At 43.5% G+C, this 22712-nt stretch carries 23 protein-coding genes and 2 pseudogenes; 2 read left to right on the forward strand and 23 right to left on the reverse strand.

The features are described 5' to 3' along the window. Nucleotides 1-6: 6 nt before the first annotated feature. From SSCH_RS03080 to SSCH_RS03115, 9 genes and pseudogenes are all read right to left on the reverse strand, one after another. Nucleotides 7-189 (reverse strand): hypothetical protein, encoded by a 183-nt coding sequence (locus SSCH_RS03080; protein WP_044664195.1) that lies wholly within the window; start codon nt 187-189, stop codon nt 7-9. Between the two features lie 406 nt (nt 190-595). Next, a complete protein-coding gene (locus SSCH_RS19855; RefSeq protein WP_232294186.1) occupies nt 596-1438 on the reverse strand; it encodes a coenzyme F420-0:L-glutamate ligase in 843 nt (280 codons plus the stop codon). A 2-nt stretch (nt 1439-1440) separates the two neighbouring features. After that, nucleotides 1441-2157, reverse strand: coding sequence for a coenzyme F420-0:L-glutamate ligase (locus SSCH_RS19860; RefSeq protein ID WP_232294187.1), 717 nt, complete (start codon nt 2155-2157; stop codon nt 1441-1443). Between the two features lie 215 nt (nt 2158-2372). After that, a complete protein-coding gene (locus SSCH_RS16100) occupies nt 2373-4016 on the reverse strand; it encodes a diguanylate cyclase (protein ID WP_198142127.1) in 1644 nt (547 codons plus the stop codon). Between the two features lie 390 nt (nt 4017-4406). Continuing rightward, nucleotides 4407-5321: a hypothetical protein gene (locus SSCH_RS03095; RefSeq protein WP_044664196.1), complete on the reverse strand. Its 915-nt coding sequence runs from the start codon at nt 5319-5321 to the stop codon at nt 4407-4409. Nucleotides 5322-5515: 194 nt separating this feature from the next. Continuing rightward, a complete protein-coding gene (locus tag SSCH_RS19865; protein ID WP_084710893.1) occupies nt 5516-5920 on the reverse strand; it encodes an energy-coupling factor transporter transmembrane component T family protein in 405 nt (134 codons plus the stop codon). Between the two features lie 124 nt (nt 5921-6044). After that, nucleotides 6045-6536 (reverse strand): annotated as a pseudogene (locus SSCH_RS19870) (energy-coupling factor ABC transporter ATP-binding protein); the annotation flags it as partial. Nucleotides 6537-6548: 12 nt separating this feature from the next. Continuing rightward, nucleotides 6549-7676: an ABC transporter ATP-binding protein gene (locus tag SSCH_RS03110; RefSeq protein WP_052835236.1), complete on the reverse strand. Its 1128-nt coding sequence runs from the start codon at nt 7674-7676 to the stop codon at nt 6549-6551. After that, nucleotides 7673-8446: an ABC transporter transmembrane domain-containing protein gene (locus SSCH_RS03115; RefSeq protein WP_044664198.1), complete on the reverse strand. Its 774-nt coding sequence runs from the start codon at nt 8444-8446 to the stop codon at nt 7673-7675. The genes SSCH_RS03110 and SSCH_RS03115 overlap by 4 nt, the downstream gene beginning before the upstream one ends. Nucleotides 8447-8921: 475 nt before the next feature. On the opposite strand from SSCH_RS03115, the gene SSCH_RS18775 reads away from it, so the two are divergent. Both SSCH_RS18775 and SSCH_RS21625 read left to right on the forward strand, forming a co-directional pair. After that, the gene (locus SSCH_RS18775; protein ID WP_198142128.1) at nt 8922-9089 is read left to right on the forward strand and encodes a hypothetical protein; all 168 of its coding nucleotides are present in this window, start codon (nt 8922-8924) and stop codon (nt 9087-9089) included. A gap of 13 nt (nt 9090-9102) precedes the next feature. Continuing rightward, nucleotides 9103-9240: pseudogene (locus tag SSCH_RS21625) on the forward strand (hypothetical protein); the annotation flags it as partial. Nucleotides 9241-9401: 161 nt separating this feature from the next. Here the strand turns inward: SSCH_RS21625 and SSCH_RS03120 are convergent. The 14 genes from SSCH_RS03120 to SSCH_RS03180 form a co-directional block, all read right to left on the reverse strand. After that, on the reverse strand, nt 9402-10298 hold the full coding sequence (locus SSCH_RS03120) for an SPASM domain-containing protein (RefSeq protein WP_044664199.1): 897 nt from the start codon (nt 10296-10298) through the stop codon (nt 9402-9404). Then, nucleotides 10298-11254 carry a radical SAM/SPASM domain-containing protein gene (locus SSCH_RS03125; RefSeq protein ID WP_044664200.1) on the reverse strand — a complete coding sequence of 319 codons (957 nt, stop codon included), beginning with the start codon at nt 11252-11254 and terminating at the stop codon, nt 10298-10300. Before SSCH_RS03125 ends, SSCH_RS03120 begins: the two co-directional genes overlap by 1 nt. A gap of 21 nt (nt 11255-11275) precedes the next feature. Then, on the reverse strand, nt 11276-11503 hold the full coding sequence (locus SSCH_RS03130) for a PqqD family protein (protein WP_044664201.1): 228 nt from the start codon (nt 11501-11503) through the stop codon (nt 11276-11278). Further along, a complete protein-coding gene (locus SSCH_RS03135; protein WP_044664202.1) occupies nt 11503-12525 on the reverse strand; it encodes a radical SAM/SPASM domain-containing protein in 1023 nt (340 codons plus the stop codon). Before SSCH_RS03135 ends, SSCH_RS03130 begins: the two co-directional genes overlap by 1 nt. A gap of 244 nt (nt 12526-12769) precedes the next feature. Next, complete coding sequence (locus tag SSCH_RS03140; RefSeq protein WP_044664203.1) at nt 12770-14344, reverse strand: ABC transporter substrate-binding protein; 1575 nt, start codon at nt 14342-14344, stop codon at nt 12770-12772. A 299-nt stretch (nt 14345-14643) separates the two neighbouring features. Further along, complete coding sequence (locus SSCH_RS18020) at nt 14644-15225, reverse strand: ABC transporter substrate-binding protein (RefSeq protein ID WP_044664204.1); 582 nt, start codon at nt 15223-15225, stop codon at nt 14644-14646. After that, the gene (locus SSCH_RS17265; protein ID WP_044664205.1) at nt 15191-16201 is read right to left on the reverse strand and encodes an ABC transporter substrate-binding protein; all 1011 of its coding nucleotides are present in this window, start codon (nt 16199-16201) and stop codon (nt 15191-15193) included. Before SSCH_RS17265 ends, SSCH_RS18020 begins: the two co-directional genes overlap by 35 nt. 366 nt (nt 16202-16567) lie before the next feature. Then, a complete protein-coding gene (locus SSCH_RS03155) occupies nt 16568-18148 on the reverse strand; it encodes an ABC transporter substrate-binding protein (protein ID WP_084710890.1) in 1581 nt (526 codons plus the stop codon). A 322-nt stretch (nt 18149-18470) separates the two neighbouring features. Beyond that, nucleotides 18471-19217 carry an ABC transporter permease gene (locus SSCH_RS03160; protein WP_044664207.1) on the reverse strand — a complete coding sequence of 249 codons (747 nt, stop codon included), beginning with the start codon at nt 19215-19217 and terminating at the stop codon, nt 18471-18473. Nucleotides 19218-19324: 107 nt separating this feature from the next. Then, nucleotides 19325-20206 (reverse strand): radical SAM protein, encoded by an 882-nt coding sequence (locus SSCH_RS03165; protein ID WP_044664208.1) that lies wholly within the window; start codon nt 20204-20206, stop codon nt 19325-19327. After that, nucleotides 20206-21162 (reverse strand): radical SAM/SPASM domain-containing protein, encoded by a 957-nt coding sequence (locus SSCH_RS03170; protein ID WP_044664209.1) that lies wholly within the window; start codon nt 21160-21162, stop codon nt 20206-20208. Before SSCH_RS03170 ends, SSCH_RS03165 begins: the two co-directional genes overlap by 1 nt. Before the next feature lie 22 nt (nt 21163-21184). Further along, the gene (locus SSCH_RS03175) at nt 21185-21466 is read right to left on the reverse strand and encodes a PqqD family protein (protein ID WP_044664210.1); all 282 of its coding nucleotides are present in this window, start codon (nt 21464-21466) and stop codon (nt 21185-21187) included. Further along, the gene (locus SSCH_RS21630) at nt 21412-21792 is read right to left on the reverse strand and encodes an SPASM domain-containing protein (protein ID WP_084710891.1); all 381 of its coding nucleotides are present in this window, start codon (nt 21790-21792) and stop codon (nt 21412-21414) included. The genes SSCH_RS03175 and SSCH_RS21630 overlap by 55 nt, the downstream gene beginning before the upstream one ends. A gap of 127 nt (nt 21793-21919) precedes the next feature. Beyond that, nucleotides 21920-22438: a radical SAM protein gene (locus SSCH_RS03180; RefSeq protein ID WP_044664211.1), complete on the reverse strand. Its 519-nt coding sequence runs from the start codon at nt 22436-22438 to the stop codon at nt 21920-21922. Nucleotides 22439-22712 lie beyond the last annotated feature (274 nt).

The raw sequence follows: 22712 nt of genomic DNA on the forward strand, positions 1-22712 counted from the left end.
TGACAGCTATTCACACAGCCAGGCCTTTTCCAGTGTCGGTTTAAAGAAGGGATCCATCCGCAGACCTTTGACCTCTTTCCGTACGGCATGAAGGGATACATCATTGAAGATAGGGGCTACCGGCACATCTCTGGCTACCAGTTCCTGCAGGTTCCGGTAGAGGGCCCTCCCTCCATTTTGCAGCACCATTTTTGTAGATGTCCCATTGATCTGTAAACCGAATAAACCGAATAAACCGAATAAAAAAGACCATCAAGGTCTACCCAGCTTCTGCAAGGGATAAGACCTTCATGGCCTTTTTCTCTGATTAGCGCTTTTTTATCAAACATCTCATAAATACTCGAGATTATTGTCGAATAACTTCAGTTATTCATATACTCATTTTTATATTCCACAAAAATATATAAAATCCTGCACTAACTTGCTTTTTTTAATACAAAATATCAGAACAGTGCCTTTCGGAATTGTTCCAGAGCTACAGTCATATAAAAAGCAGCACACTTACGTTCTCTCTCAAAATAAAAAAACCACACTGCTTCACCTGCTTCAATAACGGTGAACAGCGTGGTTCGTGATCCAGCCTTTTTACTGCTAGTTAGGACTTCTGCTTATACTTGAATCCCCTGACCAGAACAATGGGTGTACCGGCATCAGCAGACCCGGCAACAAGATCAGCCAGTGTCCCGATGATACTGGTAGCACTTCGAGGGGTTGTCCCCAGATTCTCTTCTACCTTTTCCCCCTCCTTGTTCTCCAGGTAGGTGATGATTTCTTCTTTAGAGTACCCCTTGCGGTAAAGGGTATCCACCACAAGCTTCAGTTTGGAACCGCTGCGCAAGCCCGCACTTTTCAGGCCGCTGCTGACCCCGATTGCGGGATGAGGATCTGCCAGTTCATAGATCCCTGTGTCAGGATCCTTATACGCCCCATCCCCGAAAATGAGAACATCCACAGATTTGCCGGTTTCCTCTTTGATCATTTCTCTTATCTTTTCTGCGGTATCATCAGCATCTTCAGGCAGGAGCTTGAGCACTCCACCCTCAAAATCGGATACATTGGAACCGATAACCCCCCAGGGTTCAGGCCCTATATCCTGGATAGTGATCACCGGAACCATTGCTCCAAAAGAAACAAATAATTCCCGCAGTTTTTCCCGCTCATGAACAGCACCGATGCAGACACCGTCAATATAGCCCAGGTCATAAATCTTCAAGGGGTTGTTGGTGAAGATAACCTCACCCCTGGCTCCCCCTTCTTCGATCATTTGGAGATACAACCCACGGTAATCCACATTGGTAATGGGGTGAGAAAAGCTGTTATTTCCTAATTCATTGGCGAAGATAACATCACGTTCGTAATAACTATCGATCTGTGGTGAAAAATCAAGTTTTATGGGTTCTATATTTTTATGCTGAAAGAAGTCATTGGCATCCACCATTGTCAAATAGTTATGTTCCAGGTTGACAGCGATCGCCAGGCATGCTCAGCCCCGGGCACATCCTTTTGTATGCCCACTGCTTTTCTGGCTGCTTTTTCTAACTCCGCAAAGGTCACTTCTATAACAGCCAGTTTGCCATCCGGCATCCTCACGGTCAGATCAGCAATCCCTTTTCCGGCAATCTTGCGAATGCTGATAATATGGCAGCCAATCTCCTGCAGTTTCAAACCGGCAATGATCTCCCTGATTAGAACATTGAGCATAGGAGTATTACCCCTGGCATCACGCAAACTCCACAGGGTTTTTTTAAGTCTCAGACGGGTAGTGGCAAATTCCTCATCGATCACCTGGTTGCCGACCTCATCAAAGGGAATGGGAAATTGAACGATAACCTTTCCTCCCCTTGTTGCCATAGCCAGAGTTTTCATAATCAAGGCAAAGCGGTTTCGACTGGCAATGGGGCTGATCACTGCCAGAGTGCCGCCGGATTTCAAGTTCAGCTTCTCTTGCACTTCCCCGGCAAGTTCACTGCAGGAAAGATAACGGTTTTGCGACCTGGCAACAACAGCCTCTGTAATACAAATAATATCTCCATCATCGACTATTGGTTTGACGGCATCTGTTGTGATAGAAGCAATATCATCATAGGGAACGATAAGGCCTATTTTCAATCCTATTGCTGCCACACCTGAATTTGCGGGCAGGGTTAATTTATTCATTGGCTCCATCCTTTCGTGGAATGACCACTGTCCTGATTTTGATGCCCATACAAGGCAAAATCCCTTGGTCAACCGATTTTATTATAATAGCCATTCAGCATAATGACAAGTCTTCATCTTTTCCGGCACCATTCAGAACAACTAAATTAATATTGACCACCTCCCAGTTAATGGCTAATGATGGAAATATTCAAGGCCCCAGTGTATACCCTATTTCACAAGAAATGCAAACCGGCTTGACAGGCTACAATTTTATCCCGCCCCTGCCGCTTAGCTTCCAATAGGGCCTCATCCGCCTTCTGGAGTAAGACTCTCAAGTTCTTGTCAACATCTCCTTGAACATGACCGGGCTGCCAGACGCAAACCCCCGCACTCACTCGAAGCTCCGAAGGTTCCGATGCTTCACAGGGATGCTCAAAACTGTATTTGTGGGTTGCTTCCTGAACCCTCCTGGCAATAGCTAACGCCCCCTCCAATTCTGTATTCTGCAAAATCAATGCAAACTCGTCCCCTCCAAACCTTCCTACCAGGTCACCCTTTCGTACAGCAGCTTGAAGCAAATCAGCTAAATCGCTCAGCACCAAATCGCCGCAGTTGTGTCCGTAATTATCATTGAACTTCTTGAAGTGGTCCACATCAATCATCACAGCAGCTATCGGCAACCTCAAATTTTGAGCTTCAATAAACATCTCACAGGCACTGCTAAGAAATGAACGGCGATTCATCACACCTGTCAAATCATCGTAATAGGCAATTTCTTGCAGGCGGGCATTTTTTTCCTCAAGCTGTGCACGGAACACTTCCAATGTCTGATTGCGCTTTTTGATCTCGTTCTTTTGTTCTTCCAGGATCTCTATTTGCAGAACAAGTTTTTCATAAAAGTCTTTCAGACGAAGGGACATTTCGTTAAAGGCGCGAGTCAATACTCCAACTTCCAATCCTGAATCCACCTTGATCTGATACCCAAAATCACCATCTGCAATTTTTTGAGCTTCCTCTATAAGTTGATAGAGGGGGTTTGTCAATTTTCGTGTCACAAAGGTACTCATGGGGACGGAGATCAACACCATTACCAAAAGGAGCAAGAAAACCATAGACCCCCATTGAGCAAAGATTCCGGAAAGAACATCGTTTCTATTCATCTCTGCAACCAGAAGTTGTTCCAAATCGGGCAACCACCGGTAAGCGGCAATTATCTGGCAATCTCCATCAGCATAAGTCTCTGTTCCAGTCCCCCTATCCTGTAGCCAAGACATAACTCTGGAACTCACTTGACCGGAAAAACTATTGCTGTTAGTCAGCTTGTTTAATGCGACAGCACCTTGTTCACAATCCCCAAGTACATAAAACTTGATCTTGCTCAACTCAGGATTTCTGGGATTGTAGCCGAAGCTGTAGGTCCATTTGCTCTGCCCTCGCAGCTTATTATCAAAAACAGAATTTACATCATCTCGCGCGGTGGATAGTTTGATTTTGTTGACATCATATTCAGCACAAATAATATTGCCTTGCTCTGCTGCTGCTGGCATCATGACAAGCAAACTGTTTGCAGAATTGGTCCGCAAAACTCCCCTCTCTGTTGGCATCCCTTCAGGCAAATCGACAACTTTTCCAGTCTCTCCAGACGTATCTGCCAGGATCACTCCATCTGGGCCAACCAGTGAAATACGCCTGCAGTCTTCTATTAAATCCATCACCCTGATTAAGGAGTCACTGGACAACTGCTGATCGCTTTCCAATTGAATTGCAAAGTTAATGTCCTTCATCTGCTCCCGAAACCAAAAAGACAGGTATTCGCTCTCTTTTTGACATTCCCTGCTCAGAATCTGGTAGGACGTATCCTCTGCAGCGACAATCATATATTTGCATGCAGTATAACTAAAAAGTACAACTGGCAGGAACGTAAAAAACATAAACCAAAAAGTTAATGTTTGCTTTAATGAGCGCTTCATCTACCCACAATCCTTCAATAGTTTACTTATAGTTGCTCTATGATTAGGATCATTTGCAGACAAAGACCACGAAAGTCTCAACTGCTTCGAGCAGCATGATGACCTTCGTGGTCTTTGAGTACTACAATATTCAATAAAAGAATTATTTTTCCTGCTTAATTTATGTAAAAATCTTTTATACATAAATCTGTCACGAATATTTTCCATGTACACTTTGAATGCCCTTAAAAAGGCCAGCTCCTTTTGACTTAATATATTGTCTTCTCTAAAAGGGGGAATGCAGTGTCCGCGATCTATCTAATTAAACAGCACAACAACCCCCAACACTAAACAGGTCACTCCCTCCAGGACTATTAAATTAGCCACACTCACTTTGCTCCCCAAATGTGGTCCGAAAAAGGAGACATTCAAGGGGATGTCATCACACCAGAAACTGATAAAGTAGTGCAGTGCTGAGGCAAAGAGCAGAGCAGCAATACCCTGTGCCGGTGTAACGATGCCCACCTGCAAAAAAGGACCCAGGGTGCCGATGGCAGCAATAGTGCTGAACATTCCTGTGGTGATCACGATCAGTACCGGAGCCGGCAGGCCGAACTGTCGCAAAGCCGGATCCACCAGGGCAAGACACTGCTTGACGGTCTCAGTCTGCATCAAGGTGATGACAAGAAAGGTTACAGGAACAAAAACCGCTATCAGTCGTCCGAAGGTAGGCAGGGAGCTTTTTGCTGCACCGATCATTTTATCCCACCATTGCTCACGGGTCGGCTCAGGAAGCTGCCCATCAGAATCCTGTGCAACTTGAGGGGAAAGGAGCAGCCTCCCCAGCAAAAGCCCCACAAAGCCAACGACAGCAAATACACCAAAGTAAATCAACAGATAAATCAATCCCAGACGCATCCCCAAAGCCCCCAAAACCACAGGAGCAATATAGAAGACCGTATAGAACAACCCCTTTGGAATATTGGAAACTAAAAAAGAGAGCACCACTTCTCTCACATTTACCAGGCCGTTGTTCTTTAGTTCAGCGAGCATGGAGTAAGCAGCGACATTGTTTACCAGACACAGCGTAAGGGGGGTATCCACCCCTGAAGGCAGGTTGCCAAGCGCGCCAGAGGACTCATCACTTTTCCCAGGTGCCGCATCAGCGCTGTATTCAGAAAAAGGTTCCCCAGGAAGCACCCCAGAAACATCAGGGGAAGGACGCTCTTCCATAGATTCAGGAGAACAGGCAGGGCTTCAAGAATTGCATCCATCGTTCATCTCTCCAAATAAAAAACCACGAAAGCTTGCCCCGCTCAAACGGGGTCAAAGACCTTCATGGTCTGTAACGGAATAACTCCAGTTATCCGCTCTTTAATGTTTTATTCAACAGTGTTGATAAAAATCCTGCAAGGTTTCTATTATCATCACACCAATAAGATTGAAATAACGATCAACACACCGCTGATCAGCGTGATCATATCGCCAATGGAAAAAGATAACTGCCTGTAAAAGGTCCTTTTACCCGCAGCACAGAAGGCCCTGGTCTCCAGGGAGAGGGCCAGCTCGTCAGCAGTGCGAAGGGTAGTGCCCAGCAGGGCATTCAATGAGGCGGCAACCCCTTTTGGGCTGAAGGGTTCGATACCCCTCAGCTTTTGTGCATCCATCAGTTGAAATAGGTTTCGCTGGATCAGAGGAATAAAGCGAAAGCCCAGGGTGAAAATAATAACAACAAAGAAGGGGACCCTGATCTTGACCACGGGCGAGGATGCTGCAGGGATCGCCGTCAAAAACCACCCTTCCTTTTTCCATGACCAGCATCCTGGTGGCATCCTGTAAAACCAGGTCAAGGTTGTGCTCTGCCATCACAATAGTCATTCCTTCCCGGTTGAGCCGGGCAATAGTATTTAAGACTGTTATTTTCCCTTCAGGGTCAAGGTCGCTGAGGGGTTCATCAAGCACAAGCACCCGGGGACCCATAGCCAGCGTCGCCGCGATGACCAGTTTTTGTTTCTCCCCGCCGGAGAGCTCAGCAGTTCTCCGGCGGCGCAGACTATCCAGGGACAGAAGATGCAGAACATGATTGATGCGCTTATCGATCTCCCGGGGAGAAAGGCTCAGATTCTCAAGACCAAAGGCAATTTCATCCTCACAGGTAAGGCTGAATATTTGAGCCTCCGGATTTTGGAATACCGTTCCAACATGAGCGGCAAGCCCTGCTACCGAAACATCTCTGACGACCCTGCCTGCTACCCTTGCCTCTCCCTGATATTCTCCGCTCACCGTGTGGGGAATAAGCCCATTGACTGTCATCAGAAGGGTGCTCTTCCCGCAGCCGGTAGGGCCGCAGACAACGACAAATTCCCCCTCGTCAATGACGAGGTTTATTTCTGAAAGCGCCTTTGTCCCATCAGGATAACTGAAGCTTACCCCTGAAAGCTCAATCATTCTTTTCTCCCTCTACTGCTGAGCAATATGTTTGAATTTCCAGTCCCGGGCAGCCGTATGATCGTCCCAGAGCCGGCGATATAAGCCTTTCGCGGCCAGGAGTTTCTCATGGCTTCCCCTTTCCGCAATCCTGCCCCCGTCAAGTACCAGGATCTGGCCGGCGCCGGTGATCGAAGAAAGCCTGTGTATAATCACGAGAACAGTTTTATCTTTGACCAATTCAGTAACCGCTTCCTGAACGAACCTTTCATTTTCCGGATCAAGATAGACCGTCGCCTCATCCATAATGATCACCGGGGAGTCCTTCAGGATTGCCCTGGCGATAGAGATCCTCTGCCTTTCCCCGGCACTGAGCCTCGCCCCCTTCTCTCCGATCACGGTAAGATATCCGAGAGGCAGGCTTTCAATAAAATCATGGCACCTCGCCGCCCTGGCCGCCTGAAAAACTTCCTCATCTGTGGCCTCCCTGCGGCCCAATCTGATGTTTTCCATAACTGTGTCATTAAACAGAATGACCTCTTGGAACACGATGGAGATGTATCTGAGCAGGGCATCCAGTTTTATATCCTTTACATTCTGCCCCCCAATCTTTACCTCTCCTGAATCCACATCCCAGAAGCGGGCAATGAGATTGGCAATCGTCGTCTTTCCGGCCCCGGAAGGCCCAACCAGGGCGGTGATACTCTTTTCCGGTATTTTGAAACTGGCGTTTTTGAGAACCGGCTCCTGTTCATAACTGAATGAAACACTGGAAAATTCAATATCAAAGTTGGTTAACACTGCATCTCCAGCCGGTTCCGGCAGCGGCTCTTCCTGTAAAAGCGCAGCAATTCGCTTAATGGCCTGACCCTCTATGTGTTTGGTGTGCAGATAATAAAAAAGACAATGGGCAACCGATTCGGAAAAGGTGGGTGCGGTAATGACAAAGAAAGCAAAGGTATTTAAGGCCAGGCTGTTATTGAGGTATAAATATAATCCAAGGGGGAGAAGGACAGCAAGGCCGAGCATGGTAAAAGTCAGCAGAAGTATGTTGGGAAGGGTCGTTGATATAACCACTCTGATGTTCTTATCCCGGAAATCCTTCACTGCCTCCTGAAAGCGGCGAAACCCGAAGGATACCTGATTAAATACTTTGATCACCGGCATCCCCTGGATAGGGATGAAGTGATCAGTGTTTGATAGACAGTAAAGGGCAGGGCGGTTTCCTCATTCCATTTGAACAGACTGTCCCGCCAGAAGGCCATATTCTTCTGAAACCTCCGGAAAGACTCGGCAGTCTGATTGAAAGCCTTAATAGCGGCAATACCCTGAATATACTCTACAATTGTGGAGTTAACCATCGACTGGGCAGTTATATATTTCTCCACCATCTCCGGCCACCTGATTCCTGAGAAGATGATCACTCCCAGAGCCAGAAGGGGCAGAGTCGTAGATGCAATCGCCATGCGCCAGTCCAATACAAACAGAAAAACCGCAAGGACAATGGGCACAAAAATTGTTGTTATTATTTCCGGAAAGTGATGCGCCAAAAAAAACTCCAAGCGCTCAACACTCTCATTCATGACCGTTTCAAACTCCCCGGTGTTTTTCCCGGCATAGTAGCCCAGCGGCATCTGTACCATTCTCTCACCCAGCCGGAGCCTTATTTCATATAGGATTTCAAATGCCGCCCTGTGGGAAAGGTCATAAGCACAGATAAGGAGCGCATTGGCAATGATATATACAACGGGGATCGCAGCCACCAGATACCACATCTTCCACAGGTTGAACGGCGGGTTGAAAAGTCCCAGCAGAAGCCGGTAAACCAAGAGAAACGGTATTACCGCCAAACCGGCATTGAGTATGAGAAGCAAACAGGAAGCAATTAATTTGCCTTTTCGTTTCCCCGCAAGCATTAACAGATCTTTCAACGCTGTTATCCTTCCGTCTGAGACGCGGGACGGTTCTCGCGTCTACCTTCGCGTTTCTCCACTCACATCTCTCGATGGGCGACAGGAACGATTTTCTGTCGCCCCGCACATACTCCGACCTTCTCTTTTCATCCTCTCCGGTGCCATTCAGGCAGCATGGACGTCTATTCAGCCAATATTCAGCAAATATGCCCCTGCATCTTTCACATCCATCAAAAAACCACGAAAAAGTACCCCCTGCTTCTGCAAGGCGGTGACCTTCGTGGTCATATTGTCCGGAAATATTCTTATTTGCCGGATTAAATACGTTGTAAATTGAAATATTTATTGCTTTATTCAACAATTATTTGACAATTCCTTCTCGGATGAACAAAAAATTGAAAATACGTGCACCGGGATAGTTCACAATCTTTGCCAGCTACTGCCATCTGTTGTAACTAATGATGATCGAAACGATGTAAAAAGGAAGATGTTAATGATGTACGACGGGTATAATAAAACACCCCAGTATGAAGAATACCTTGCAGGCCACAAAAAGCGAGCCAGGAAGGAAGAAAAACTTCTTGCCGCCTGCAAAAGAGAAGCCTGGGAAAAAGCGAAGCGACTAGCGAAAGAACTGCTGCTCTTATTCCCTTTGCGTTGAATTTTATCTCTTCGGCTCACTGACTGATGGGCACTTTGCCAGTTACTCTGATATAGATATTGCTCAAGAAGGTCTAGATGAGGAAAACCACTTAAAAGCATTTACATCTGCCGAAAAGGTAGCTAGTAGAACCTCATTACCCATACATTGATTCTCTCATAAAATATATGAAGAGAAACAAGCCAGCAAAAACAAGCATGATGAATGCGCCTGAAACAAGAAAAAATCTTTTGCTCATCATTAACACATCCCTTATCTTTGCATATAGCATCACTCTGTCGTGTGCTACTCTTCAAACCTTCCACAGTCTGGTCAAGGGGATAAGTTCAAGCACATAGCGGAACAGTAGTAATCCTTTCCTGCCCCGGTCTTGTTAGCCAGACACCCTCCACCACATGCAGAAAAACGCTCACAAGAACTACAGAACTCGTTCATGAGAGCAATTTTTTCCTGCAGGGTTCTCCATGTGCTGGGAATGTCATTTCCCATCCAGCAAATAGGGTAGGGAAAATCAGGGCAAGGCATAATTTCCCCATCAACCCCAATATACATTGCCACTCTGCCACCCGGACATATATTGGACCAACCCGATAAACCCAATAAAGGAACATCTATAATAATATCTTCCTGCGGCAATTCGCGGAGCGCTTGAAGCACAACATGATAATCCTGTAAATCCACGGAATATTCATGCTTCCAGGGGACAACAAAAAAGTTGGGTATAAAGTTTAAACTGCGGCACCAGTTAAAAATAGCAGCTATTTCCCTGTAATTATCTCTGCAAACAGGAATAACCATGATTTTCTCACCCGAATAATTATCAGCCAGCCATGTGGCATATTCCATTGTCTTCTGGAAGCTTTGCTGGTCACTTGCAATCCTGTTATGCTGATTTGGATTCAAAGAATAAAGGCGCAGGCGGATCTGTTGAATCCCATTCAGAGTCGGCGGTTCATGAAACAGACAATTAGTATCCACTGAAGTGGGCCAGCCCCTGTTCCGGGCAAGAACAAGGATCTCGCTTAACCGTGAATCTAAAAATGGCTCCCCTCCAGTTAACACAATGACACCATTGCTATTTGCTCCAATATAATCGCAAACACAGCGATAAACCTGTTCATCTAAAGTTTTAGTCTTTGCTGTTACCTTTGATATTTTATTCAATGAAAGAGCAAGAATAAAAGGACGACTTAGCGTTGCTTCTTTCATCAACTATCACCATCCAGCCAGCATAAAGGATCCGCAGTCAGATAGTCTCCTGTGCGCGCCCAGGCATCAGCACGGCACCCGCGACAAATGCCAACAAATTCACAGGTTGAACAATGTCCCTTTAGATTGCGCCAGTCCCGCAGTTCGTTAAACAACGGAGATTTTAACCAGATCTCCTTTAGGCTCTGTTTTTTGAGATTTCCGGCGGGAACTCTCAGCTTGACACAGGGGTAAACATTTAAATCAGGGGAAATCGCTATCCCGGCAATACCGGCGGTGCAGCCGCCCGTTATTTTGTCGGGCTTACAGCTTTTTTTCTTTTTATCGTCAAACCAAAAGCTCAAGGGATCATCATTGAGCATGCCGCAACCAATGGCACTCTGTAGCAGATCTTTCCACAGATTTGGATCGCAAACAGGATCAAGGCCATTGCGGCCAAAACCACACATACGGCCCATTTTAGGCACTGCTCCCATAGCTTTGGAGATCTGAACAATAGAGCTCAGCTGGTTATAATTGGACTGGTTTACAGTGCATTGCATAGAAACCGGCACAGTGCCGATGAGGTAATGAGCTGCATCCATTGCTTTTTCAAAGGCACCTTTACCTCTAATCGCTTCATGGGTAACCCTGTCACCGTCCAGGCTGATCTGTACATCATCAAAGATACGAAAGTAATCCCGTGGAAATTCCCTAACCAATGTTCCATTAGTAGTCAGCAGCAACTTTTGACAGACATTCTTGAGCCCTTTTGCCAGATAAAAAACATCTTCTAACAGCAGCGGTTCTCCACCGGAAACTGTAATATAGTACGGTGTTATTTCAGCCAACTGATTTAATAATAAATTAAAATCAATTAGATCCTCATGAGCATCGTTGCCACGGTAGCAGTGGCGGCAAGATAAGTTGCATCTTCCAGTAATTTCTACTGTTACCAGATGTAAACCCAGCCCCATAGCAAAAACCTCCCGGACATATCATCCAAAACTAACCATCTTCTTTTTTGCCAAACTGTTCAAAAATCCCGCAATCTCATCATGCACTTTTTCTTGAGGCAAATTGTATTTGCCAATGACAAATTCAATCATATCATTCACAGTGTGTTTCCCATCACATAAATGCCAGATTTCAGCAGCATAGCTTCCCAGCACAATAAGCTGGTGGCCGCAATAGAGAACCAGTTTATCGTCTTCCTGACGCTCCATTACACCTGCACGTTTTTGTTTTGGACAACTATCGGACAGTACGGATCTGAACATAAATAATCACCCTCCATAAAATAAGCTAGTCCGCGGCAACCACCCCGGCAGCCGTCCCGGTATTGACAAGAAGCACAGACTCCTTTGAGCAGTTCCGGATTGCGCATGGCCTTTAGTATAGGAGAATTGTTCCATACATCACTTATTGAATCATGGTATATATTACCGATAGTAAGGTTTTCCATATGCGAACAAGGAAAAATATCTCCACTACAGTTAATCCAAAGGCGTAAATATCCTGCTTCACAGGGAGAAGGTTGTCGCTTTTCTGGGGGGAGTGAAAGAAATTCCCAGGGAAAGTGGATACTTATGTTTTTTCCAAAAACCTCTCTCCATTTTTTTTGCTCTCTTATTAGACCGTTAAGTTCAACAGGAGAAAACATTTCCTCAGTACAGTGTTTACCCCTTCCCAATGGAGCAAACGGTAAAAATCTAATACCATACAGATTAAAAGGCAACAGAAATCGTAATAGATCAGGAATGGTTTGAATGTTTCCTTTGCTCACAACACAAGATACCGATACATTAAGCCCTTTGTTATTAAGTAGATTGATTGCTTCAACTGCAGGATAAAAAGTATCTGCCGGACGAAAATAACCATGTATTTCAGGAGTATGACCATCCAAACTGACACCAACTTCAAATGAATGACGGTAATCCAGTATCTTGGAAAAACGGTCTATCACCTCAGAAACAAGCGTGCCATTGGTCACAAAAGATACTTTAATTCCTTGTGCTAAAGCATACTCACAAACACCGAATAATTGTTCGTAGAGAAGCGGTTCACCGCCTCCAAAAATTAATTTTTTTACACCTATTTCCTTCGCTGTATCAATAATCGAAATTAGTTTGGAATGCGGAAAAATAATTATTTCTGAATTTGCATCGGCTGAACAGTGCCGACAGTTAATATTGCATTTAGTGGTAAGTTGCATGCACAGCACAAAAGGACTTTTAGGAATATACAACTCCAAAACTCCTTTCAAACAATTTTTAGTCAGTCAGTTATATAGGGCTGAAGTGTCTAACACTCCAGCCCTATAAAACACCCTATTCTTCCTTAGATTCACCTGTCACAACTTCTACTCCTGCTTGGCAATTATGCATACACCCTGCAAAGAAAAACTCTTCTAACTCCAGTTCCCACTTCATATTAGATCACCTCCTTCATTTTTATTTTCTGTAGACACTTAATCTACAGAAATAATCAAATTATTCTTCCCACTTAACCTTTATTAAGCCATTATCAGAATCTCCTGAGAAAAACATGGAACTCGGGAATAACGAAACACCTTTAACCTGTTTCTTGGCAGCAATAATATTATTTTGATAGACCAGGGGATATTTCACAGCTTCATTGATAACAATTTTTTGCATTTCCTTGTATTTTTTATCTGCTTCTTTGTACTTTTTACTGGCTTCTAGATCCAGCCCTTCTTCAATCAATTTGTCTATCTCCGGTGTAACAACCTTGGCATACTGCAACCCGCTCTTGCTGTAAAAATCATCAAAGAAGCTTGCGCTGGGACCACCCCAGCTAACAGATGTGCTAAACAAAGTAAGATCATAATCGTCTTCATTTTGTACTTTTTTGGCCCAACCACCCACTTCCAATTTAGTAAGTTTAGTTTTTACTCCGATCTGTTTTAAATAATCAGCGATCACCACTGCCATCTCTTCATCTTGTGGTCTGAAAGGAAAGTCCAATTCCAGGTTCTTCCCACCTTTATCTACATAGCCTTCATTATTAGTATCCACATACCCGGCTTTTTTCAGGAGTTCGCGTGCTCCATCAGGGTCATATGAATATTCGCTGACTTCGGATTCTGCTGAATAAATAAACTCTGGGGGAATTAAGGTTTTAGCAGGCCGAGCTAAATTATAGAAAATCTTTTCTGCAATCTTTTTATTGTCTATAGCCATACATAGTGCTTTTCTCACTGAAACATCTTGTAAGGCTGGGCGTTCATGATTAATCAGAAGACAAGGTGTATTGGCTGCTGTCCCTGTAACTACGTTAAAATCCTTTTTAATGTCGTTAACAGATGCAAGGGGAGGAGAGTAAATTATGTCTACTTCTCCATTTTGTAAAGCCATTAACCGTGTATTCGCATCGGGTACTATTTTAAATGTAATTTTCTTAAAAAACGGTTTTTTACCCCAATAATCATCATTCCGTTCAACTACTACATACTGATCTTTTGCAATTTCTTTTAGCTTAAATGGTCCGGTACCAACAATTTCACCTTTATTAAATGCATCTGGTTCAACAGCAACAACAACGTTATGAGTTAAGAAATTCGGTAGATAAGGGCAAGGTTTTATCGTTTTAACTTCTAGGGTATATTTGTCCTTTACTTGAAAAGAGTCCTTATTCACCATTTGAACTACTCTACCCTTCAAGTAGACCACACTGCTATCCAGCCAATGAGCGATGGACAGCTTCGCTGATTCTGCATCGAATTCTTTACCATTATGAAATTTAACTCCTTTGCGCAGTTTAAACTTCCATGTTAAATCATCTATGCGCTCCCAAGAAGTAATTAAACCGGGTTGCAGTTCAAACTTTTTATTTAGAAAAATGAGTGGTTCATAAACCATAGTCACATTATGTACCCCTATCCCATCAGGTGGATTAGGTGTTGTTCCATATTTGTCCAATGCAATAACCAGCTCTTCTTTCGCTTCGCTCTCTTTTGACGCCGGTTTTTCTCCACAGCCGACTACCGAAAACATAAAAGCTATAATGAGAATTATTGATAATAGATATTTGGTTAAGCGACGCATCTAAATGCCCTCCTTAATCTAAAACTTTATTTTAATCACAGGTTCTATCTGTTTAACAAATACGACTCTCCCATCTTTCACCCCCAAATCAAAAACCACAAAAAATCACCCCTTGCTGCTGCAAGGCAGTGACCTTCGTGGTCATGTTGTCCGGATAATTCTTGCCGGATAGTTACATTATTGTTAATTATGTAATATTAATTCTGCAATAAGTTAATAATTCCTTCTGCGTAAAATAAATTCTTTTTTTTTATTGAAAATCTTGCTGCTCAATATCACCCCCTAAATAGTGTCTTATATTAATCCTCCCATTTTATTTCACCCAATATATTTTCAGTACAACCATTATAAAACATCCAACTATGTGGAAAAGGAGAGCAATTTTTTACATTATTCTTGGTTACGACAATATGTTTCTGAAAAACTACCGGGCACAAAAATACAAGTTCCTCAATTGCTCTTTTTTGTGCTGCCTTATATTTCACTGCTGCGTCCTTGATTTCATTTCTCGACTCCAGCTCCATCCCCTCCTCAATAAGTTTATCAAGCTGTTCATCTTGTAGCCTGTGAAAACCTAACAGACCGCTTTTGCTGTAAAAATGATCATAGAGCATAGTGCTGGAACTACCCCAAAAGATTCCTGTACCATCTAAACATATATCGTAATTTCCCTTTTCAAAAATCACTTCATCGAATGAAGCCATCTCCATAGCAGCAATATTAACTTTAATGCCAATGTCCCTCAAGCCGGATGCAACGGTTTCAACCATAGCTTTATATTCTTGTTCTGGCGAAAAAAAGACAAATTTAAGCTCAAGATTTTTGCCATCCTTATCAACATACCCGTCATTGTTGGTGTCCTTGAAGCCAGCTTTTTTCAAGCATTTTTTTAGCTTCTTCCTGACTATAGGGAAGCCCATTATATTCCCCTTCAATCGAATACAGCAATTCTTTGGGAATCAACGAATTGGCAGGTTCAGCTGTTTTCTGATAGATCTCCTTGGCGATCTTTTCTTTATCAATAGCCATGCACAATGCTTTCCTGAAATTAATATCCTTATTATAGGGTTTCTCAAAGTTAAACATTAAGTATGGAAGACCTTTGAAACCATTAAAAGTACTGTATTCTTTTTGTAGTTCCTTAAGGGATGGAAGTGACGGATATAGTGCCATATCTACTTCTCCGGTTTTTAATGCCATCAACCTGGTATTCTCATCAGGCACAATTTTGAAGATCACTCTTTTGAAAAAAGGTTTTTTACCCCAATAATCATCGTTGCGCTCTACAATAACATGCTGGTCTGTAACATCTTCTATTAATTTATACGGACCTGTTCCAACGATTTCGCCCTTCTCAAATGCTTCAGGCTCAACGCCTACCACACTAGGATGGGTCAGCAAAGCTGGGAAAAAAGGGTATGGTTTAATGGTTTTCACCTCAAGGGTATGTTTGTCTGCTATTTTAAAAGAATCCTGGTTTACTACCTCTTTGATACGCTGAGCGGTGTAACCAGTCTTATCTAAGTTCATAATAAAAATATATTTTGCTGATTCTGCATCAAATTCCTTGCTATTATGGAATTTTACCCCTTTACGTAATTTCAACCTCCAGTTTAAATCATCTATTCGCTCCCAGGAAGTAACAAGCCCCGGTTGTATTTCCAGCTTGTTGTTAAGAAAGAGAAGGGGTTCATAGACCTGTGTGCAACTTGCTACTCCAATACCATCCGGTGGTTTTTTACCGGGCAAATATCTATCCAAAGCAATAACCAGTTCCTCTTTACCTTTTTTCGAAACAGGTTTCTCCCCGCAGCCAACCAGCATAAGCATAAAAGCAATAATGAGAACCAGTGACATTAAGCATCTCACTGAACGTTGCATCAAAAACTTCCTCCTTTTAATTAAAACTCTGCTTCACACTTAATGCACTCAACATATCAGCAATCTTGATAGTAAAGTTAACATCTCTATAATTCGCGCTGTTTAAAAAAAACAGAAATATGCATTTCTCACCTCCCTATAAAAAACCACGCAGTATCACCCCTTGCTGCTGCAAGGCAGATGACCTTCGTGGTCAAATTCTATTTACCAATTAACATAATTGTTAATTATTAATTAAAATATTTATTAGATGTTTTATTCATTAATGTTATAATTTTTGGCTAGTGTAAGAAATAATTTCTGAAAGATTATTTCTTACCCTATTGAGTTACCATATTAGTGTCAGCTCTCCCATTTTATCTCTGCAAGCAAATTTTCACTGGAACCTTCATAGAACATCCAATAATATGGAAAAGGAGAAAAGTTTTTTATATTTTTCTTAGCGACAACGACATGTTTCTCAAAGACCAGCGGACAGACAACAGCAAGTTCATTAATTGCCCTTCTTTGCGCAGCTTTATATTTCTCGGCCGCTCCTTTAATATCATTTATTGATTCCAGCTCCATACCATCCTCATAGAGTTTATCAAACTCTGCATCTGGTAGCCTTTGGAAACCTGTCATGCCGCTCTTGCTGTAAAATTGATCATAGAGCATGGTACTTGAACCACCCCAAAAAACGCCTGTAGCATCCAAACAAAAGTCATAATCTCCCTTTTCCAATACAACTTCACTCCAGGCAGCGGCATCCACAGCAACGATATTGGCTTTAATCCCGATATCCTTCAAGTCTGATGCAATAGTTTCTGCGATACTCTTGTACCATTGGTCTTCAGCCCAATAAACGAATTTCAGCTCCAGATTCTTACCGTTTTTGTCCGCATATCCGTCGCTATCGCTGTCCTTGTAGCCAGCTTTTTCAAGTAATCTTTTAGCCTCTTCTTGACTATAGGAAACACCTTTGTATTCCCCTTCGATCGAATACAGCAATTCCTTAGGGATCAATGAATTAGCTGGATCAGCTGTGCCATAATAGATCTCCTTGGCAATCTTTTCCCTGTCGCAGGCCATGCCTAATGCCTTTCTAAAGTTAACATCCTGACAGTAGGTCTTTTCAAAATTAAATGTCAAAAACGGAAGCCCCCTGAATCCTTTAAAAATAGTGTATTCTTTTTCTAAGTCTTTAAGGGATGGGATTGGCGGATACAAAGCCATATCAACATCCCCGGTTTTTAGAGCCATCATCCTAGTATTCTGATCGGGAACAATTTTGAAAACCACTCTTTTGAAAAAAGGTTTTTTACCCCAGTAATTATCGTTGCGTTCCACTGTCACCTGCTCATCTGTAACCTCTTCCTTAAATTTATACGCACCTGTTCCGACAATCTCTCCTTTATTAAACGCATCGGGATCCATTACATCAAGAAGCGTCATTAATGTCGGGAAAAAGGGATATGGATTAAGGGTTTTAACCTCGAGGGTATGCTTATCCACTACTTTAAAAGAATCATTGTCCACAACTTTTTTGACGCGCTGAGCTATATAGCTTGTTTTGTCAAGGTACATTGTAAAAGCAAACTTGGCTGCTTCCGCGTCAAATTCTTTGCCGTTGTGAAATTTTACCCCTTCACGCAGTTTCAATCTCCAATTCAGATCGTCGACTCGCTCCCAGGAAGTGACAAGACCCGGCTGTATCTCCAGCTTATGATTAAGAAAAAGAAGCGGTTCATAGATTTGTGTACACTCGTTTACTCCAAGACCTACCGGCGGTTTTTTTCCGCCTGAATACGTATCTAAAGCGATAACCAATTCCTCTTTCCCTTTACCTTCTTTCGAAGCAGGTTTCTCCCCGCAGCCAACCAGCGTAAGCATAAAAGCAATAATGAGAACCACTGACATTAAGCATCTCACTGAACGTCGCATCAAAAACTTCCTCCTTTTAATTAAAACTCTGCTTCACAATAAATAAACTCAACATAATCAGCAATCTTAATAGCAGAGTTAACATCTCTATAATTCGCGCTGTTTAAAAAACAGAAGTATGCATTTCTCACCTCCCTATAAAAAACCACGCAGTATCACACCTCTCTGCTGCAAGGCAGTGACCTTCGTGGTCAAATTCCATTTGCCAATTAACATAATTGTTAATTATAATTTCAATTGTATAATTCTACAATAGAGCAATAATTCCTTCATAGATTTAGAATATTTTTTGAAAGTAAACTTCGCAGTCCATGATGTGACATTACGACACTATTTTATGCTTAAAAACCTTAGCTGTGATTACTGCCATTACCAATGCCAGAACCCAAACATATAGTAAGTGCAAAAGAGGGGTACCGCTCCGCAAACCTTCCACAGCCTGGGTTAAGGGGATGAGTTCGAGTACATAGCGGATCGCCTGAGGAAAAACATCCAGGGGGAAGAAAACACCGCACAGGAAGGAAAGGGGCAGCAGAATCAGGGTATTAGCAGTGGTAAACTTTTTGGTATCAGTAAAAATCACACCAATGATTATACCCAGTGCAGCAAAAAAGACACCAAGCCCGGTGCTGAACCCAAGCAGCCACCACAGAGCCACATTCAGCCCGGGTACCAAAAGAAGCGCCACTGCAATAAAACAGCCCGCAGCAAACAGGGAGATAAAGATGCTGGCGAAGAGATAGCCTGCCACCGCTTCCAGAGATGAAATAGGGGCCACCATCATCAGCAGTTCCAGATACTTGTCACCACGCCGCGCCACCATGATCTCAGTGCTGAAGTGAGTATAGGTAGCCTGCATCACCGAAATCATCAATACCCCCGGAAAAATAAATTCAAAATAGGCACTGCTCCCCGTTCGCATCAGCGTTCCCACCCCCAGACCGAAGCCAAAGAGATAAAGGGCGGGGGAAAGCAGGGTGCGCACTGAAAAATAAGGCAAATGAATCAGATAATCATAAAGCACATACTCGCAGGTAACGCCGACGGCGCGGACAGATCTGCTGCTCATCGCTAGCCCTCCTTCTAATTCAACTGATTACAGCCTAAAATAACTTCATTCCTTAATGCTACTTTCAGTTCCCCCGCCGGTGATTGCCGTTGGACCTATATCTGCCGTTACCAATCCGCAAAACAGTAACAGTCCTTCCCTGCCTCAGTCTTGTTGGCCAGGCAGCCCCCGCCGCATACGGAAAAACGCCCACAAGAACTACAATGCCTGTTCAACTCGGCAATCTTCTCCTGCAGAGTTCTCCAGGCACGTGGGATGTCCTCTTCCAGCCAGCAAAGAGGGTAGGGAAAATCAGGGCAGGGCTTTATTCCTCCATCAACTCCGACATACATAGCCAATCTGCCCCCCGGACAGATATTGGGCCAACCTGATAAACCCAACAAAGGAACATCTATGATTATATCTTCCGGAGGAAGCTCGCGGAGCGCTTGCAGCACAACATGATAATCCTGTAAATCCACGGAATATTCATGCTTCCAGGGGACAACAAAGAAGTTGGGTATAAAGTTTAAACTGCGGCACCACTCAAGAACAGCCGGCATTTCCTCGTAGTTTTCCCGGCAAACAGGAAAAACCATGATTTTTTCACCTGAAAAGTTATCAGCCAGCCATCTGGCATATTCCGTCGTCTTCCGGAAGCTTTGCCGGTCACAGGTAATCTTGCTGTGCAGATCTGGATTCAAAGAATAAAGGCGCAGTCGGATCTGCTGAATCCCATCCAGAGCCGGCGGTTCATCAAATAAACAATTGGTATCCACAGAGGCAGGCCAGCCATTGCTACGAGCAAGAACAAGAATCTCGCTTAACCGTGAGTCCAAAAACGGCTCCCCACCGGTCAGCACAATGACACTGTTGCTATTTGCTCTAATATAATCACAAACACAGCGATAAACTTGATCATCTAAAATTTTAGCCTGTGCAGTTGTCTTTGATATTTCATTCAGGGAAAGAGCAAGAATAAATGGACGAGTAAGAACCGCCTCTTTCATCAACTATCACCTTCCAGCCAGCACAAGGGATCTGAATTCAAATAGTCTCCGGTGCGAGCCCAGGCATCGGCACGGCACCCGCGGCAAACGCTGACAAACTCACAGTCCGTACAGTATCCCCTTAGATTGCGCCAGTCACGCAGTTCATTAAACAGCGGAGAATTAAGCCAGATCTCCTTTAAGCTCTGTTTTTTGAGATTTCCGGCTGGTACTCTCAATTTGACACAGGGATAAACATCCAGTGCCGGGGAAATCGCTATCCCCGCGATACCGGCGGTACAGCCGCCGGTTATTTTGTTGGGCTTGCAGCTTTTTTTCTTCTTTTCGTCAAACCAAAAACTAAGAGGATCGTCGTTGAGCATACCGCAGCTAATAGTGCTTTGCAGCAGATCCTTCCACAGATGCGGATCACCGATAGGAGCGAGATCATCGCGTCCGAAACCGCACATACGCCCCATTTTAGGCGTCACTCCCGCAGTTTTGCAAACCTGAACAATTGAACTCAGCTGTTTATAATTGCTCTGATTTACAGTGCACTGCATAGAAACAGGCACATTACCGCTGAGATAACGGGCCGCATCCATTGCTTTTTCAAAGCTGCCCTTGCCTCTGATCGCCTCGTGAGTGTCCCTGTCGCCGTCCAGGCTGATCTGCACATCCGCAAAGATGCGAAAGTTATCCCTCGGGAATTTCCTGACAAGGGTACCATTGGTCGTCAGCAATAATTTTTGACAGACATTCTTGAGCTTTTCAGACAAATAAAAAATATCACTCAACAGCAGCGGCTCTCCACCGGAAACCGTAATATAGTATGGTTTTATTTCAGACAGCTGGTCAATTAACAGATCAAAATCGATCAGATCATCCTGCTCATTGCCCCACCGGTAGCAATGACTGCAAGATAAGTTGCATCTCCCGGTCATCTCCACCGTCACCAGGTGTAAACCAAGCCCCATGGCAAACCCCCTCCACAATAAATTATTCTAAACTGACCAGTTTCTTTTCAGCCAAATTGCTCAAAAAACCTGAGATTTCCTGCTCAGCTTTTTCTTGAGGAACAGAGTATTTGTCGACCACCATCTTAATCATTTCATCAACCGTATGATTCCCATCACAGAGATGCCAGATCTCCGAAGAATAACTTCCCAGCACGATAAGCTGGTGCCCCCGGTAGAGAACCAGTTTATCGTCCTCCTGGCGTTCCATCACGCCTGAACATTTTTGTTTTGGACAACAATCGGGCAGTATGGATCCGAACATAAATAATCCCCCTCCATGAGATAAGCTAGGCCGCGGCAGCCTCCCCGGCAGCCGTTTCGGTATTGACAGGAAGAACAAGTACCTTTGAGCAAAGCCGGATTGCGCAGTGCCTTCAATATGGGCGAATTGTTCCAAACATCGCTTATTGAGTCGTGGTATATGTTACCGATAGCAAGGTTCTCCATATGCGGACAAGGGAAGATATCTCCGCTGCAGTTAATCCAAAGGCGCAAATAACCTGTTTCACAAGGAGAAGGTTGTCGCTTTTCAACGGGGAGTGAAAGGAATTCCCAGGGAAAGTGAATGCTTATATTATTTCCAAAAATTTTTTTTCCATTTTTGTTGCTCTTTTATTAAACCATATAGTTCAGCAGGAGAGAACATCTCCTCAGCACAGTCTTTACCTCTGCCTAAAAGAGTAAACGGTAAAAATCTAATATCATATTGATTAAATTAAGAAAGCAAAAATTTTAAAAAATCCGGAATGGTTTCAATATTCCCTTTACTTAAAACACATGATACTGAAACATTAAATCCTTCGTTTTTAAGCAGATTAATCGCTTCAATTGCAGGAGCAAAAGTTTCTGCTGGACGAAAATAGCCATGTATTTCTGGAGTATGGCCATCCAAACTAACACCGACTTCAAATGAATGCCGATAATCCAGTATCTTGGAAAAACGCTCTATCACCTCAGAAACAAGCGTGCCATTGGTCACAAAAGATACTTTAAATCCTTTTGCTAAAGCATACTCACAAACATCAAATAATTGTTCGTAGAGAAGCGGTTCGCCGCCTCCAAAAATTAATTTTTTTACACCTAGTTCCTTTGCCGTATCAATGATTGTAATTAGTTCGGAGTGCGGGAAAAAAACATTCTCTGAATTCGCATCAGCTGAACAGTGTCGGCAGTTTAAATTGCATTTAGTAGTAAGTCCAATGCATAGCATTATAGGACTTTTGGGAATGTACAACTTTTCCAACCTCCATTGTCTCCAAAATTAGTGTTTAAGAGTAGGGGTGAGGATAAAACCACACCCCTCAGGACTATTCTTGTCCTCAATTTGAAGTCTCAACTTCCACGATAACCCCATCTTCCTGGATTCCTTAAATCTGTAACGAGTTATCCTCAGATCACTATTGAGTCTCCTCGTTATGAGAGGTTCCAGGATCTACTCCTGTTGTGTGATTATGCATGCAGCCAGAGAAATTGAATTCCTCTACTTCAAGCTTCCATTCCATTTGCGA

Source organism: Syntrophaceticus schinkii, from assembly GCF_000946815.1.
GTDB classification, from domain to species: Bacteria; Bacillota; DSM-12270; order Thermacetogeniales; family Thermacetogeniaceae; genus Syntrophaceticus; species Syntrophaceticus schinkii.

Coding starts and splice junctions, on each gene's coding strand:
- SSCH_RS03080 (WP_044664195.1), bottom strand. CDS start 189: ATGGTGCTGCAAAATGGAGGGAGGGCCCTCTACCGGAACCTGCAGGAA.
- SSCH_RS19855 (WP_232294186.1), bottom strand. CDS start 1,438: ATGGTGGATGCCAATGACTTCTTTCAGCATAAAAATATAGAACCCATA.
- SSCH_RS19860 (WP_232294187.1), bottom strand. CDS start 2,157: ATGAATAAATTAACCCTGCCCGCAAATTCAGGTGTGGCAGCAATAGGA.
- SSCH_RS16100 (WP_198142127.1), bottom strand. CDS start 4,016: ATGATTGTCGCTGCAGAGGATACGTCCTACCAGATTCTGAGCAGGGAA.
- SSCH_RS03095 (WP_044664196.1), bottom strand. CDS start 5,321: ATGGAAGAGCGTCCTTCCCCTGATGTTTCTGGGGTGCTTCCTGGGGAA.
- SSCH_RS19865 (WP_084710893.1), bottom strand. CDS start 5,920: ATGCCACCAGGATGCTGGTCATGGAAAAAGGAAGGGTGGTTTTTGACG.
- SSCH_RS18775 (WP_198142128.1), top strand. CDS start 8,922: ATGATGTACGACGGGTATAATAAAACACCCCAGTATGAAGAATACCTT.
- SSCH_RS03120 (WP_044664199.1), bottom strand. CDS start 10,298: ATGAAAGAAGCAACGCTAAGTCGTCCTTTTATTCTTGCTCTTTCATTG.
- SSCH_RS03125 (WP_044664200.1), bottom strand. CDS start 11,254: ATGGGGCTGGGTTTACATCTGGTAACAGTAGAAATTACTGGAAGATGC.
- SSCH_RS03130 (WP_044664201.1), bottom strand. CDS start 11,503: ATGGAGCGTCAGGAAGACGATAAACTGGTTCTCTATTGCGGCCACCAG.
- SSCH_RS03140 (WP_044664203.1), bottom strand. CDS start 14,344: ATGCGTCGCTTAACCAAATATCTATTATCAATAATTCTCATTATAGCT.
- SSCH_RS17265 (WP_044664205.1), bottom strand. CDS start 16,201: ATGTCACTGGTTCTCATTATTGCTTTTATGCTTATGCTGGTTGGCTGC.
- SSCH_RS03155 (WP_084710890.1), bottom strand. CDS start 18,148: ATGCGACGTTCAGTGAGATGCTTAATGTCAGTGGTTCTCATTATTGCT.
- SSCH_RS03160 (WP_044664207.1), bottom strand. CDS start 19,217: ATGAGCAGCAGATCTGTCCGCGCCGTCGGCGTTACCTGCGAGTATGTG.
- SSCH_RS03165 (WP_044664208.1), bottom strand. CDS start 20,206: ATGAAAGAGGCGGTTCTTACTCGTCCATTTATTCTTGCTCTTTCCCTG.
- SSCH_RS03170 (WP_044664209.1), bottom strand. CDS start 21,162: ATGGGGCTTGGTTTACACCTGGTGACGGTGGAGATGACCGGGAGATGC.
- SSCH_RS03175 (WP_044664210.1), bottom strand. CDS start 21,466: ATGTTCGGATCCATACTGCCCGATTGTTGTCCAAAACAAAAATGTTCA.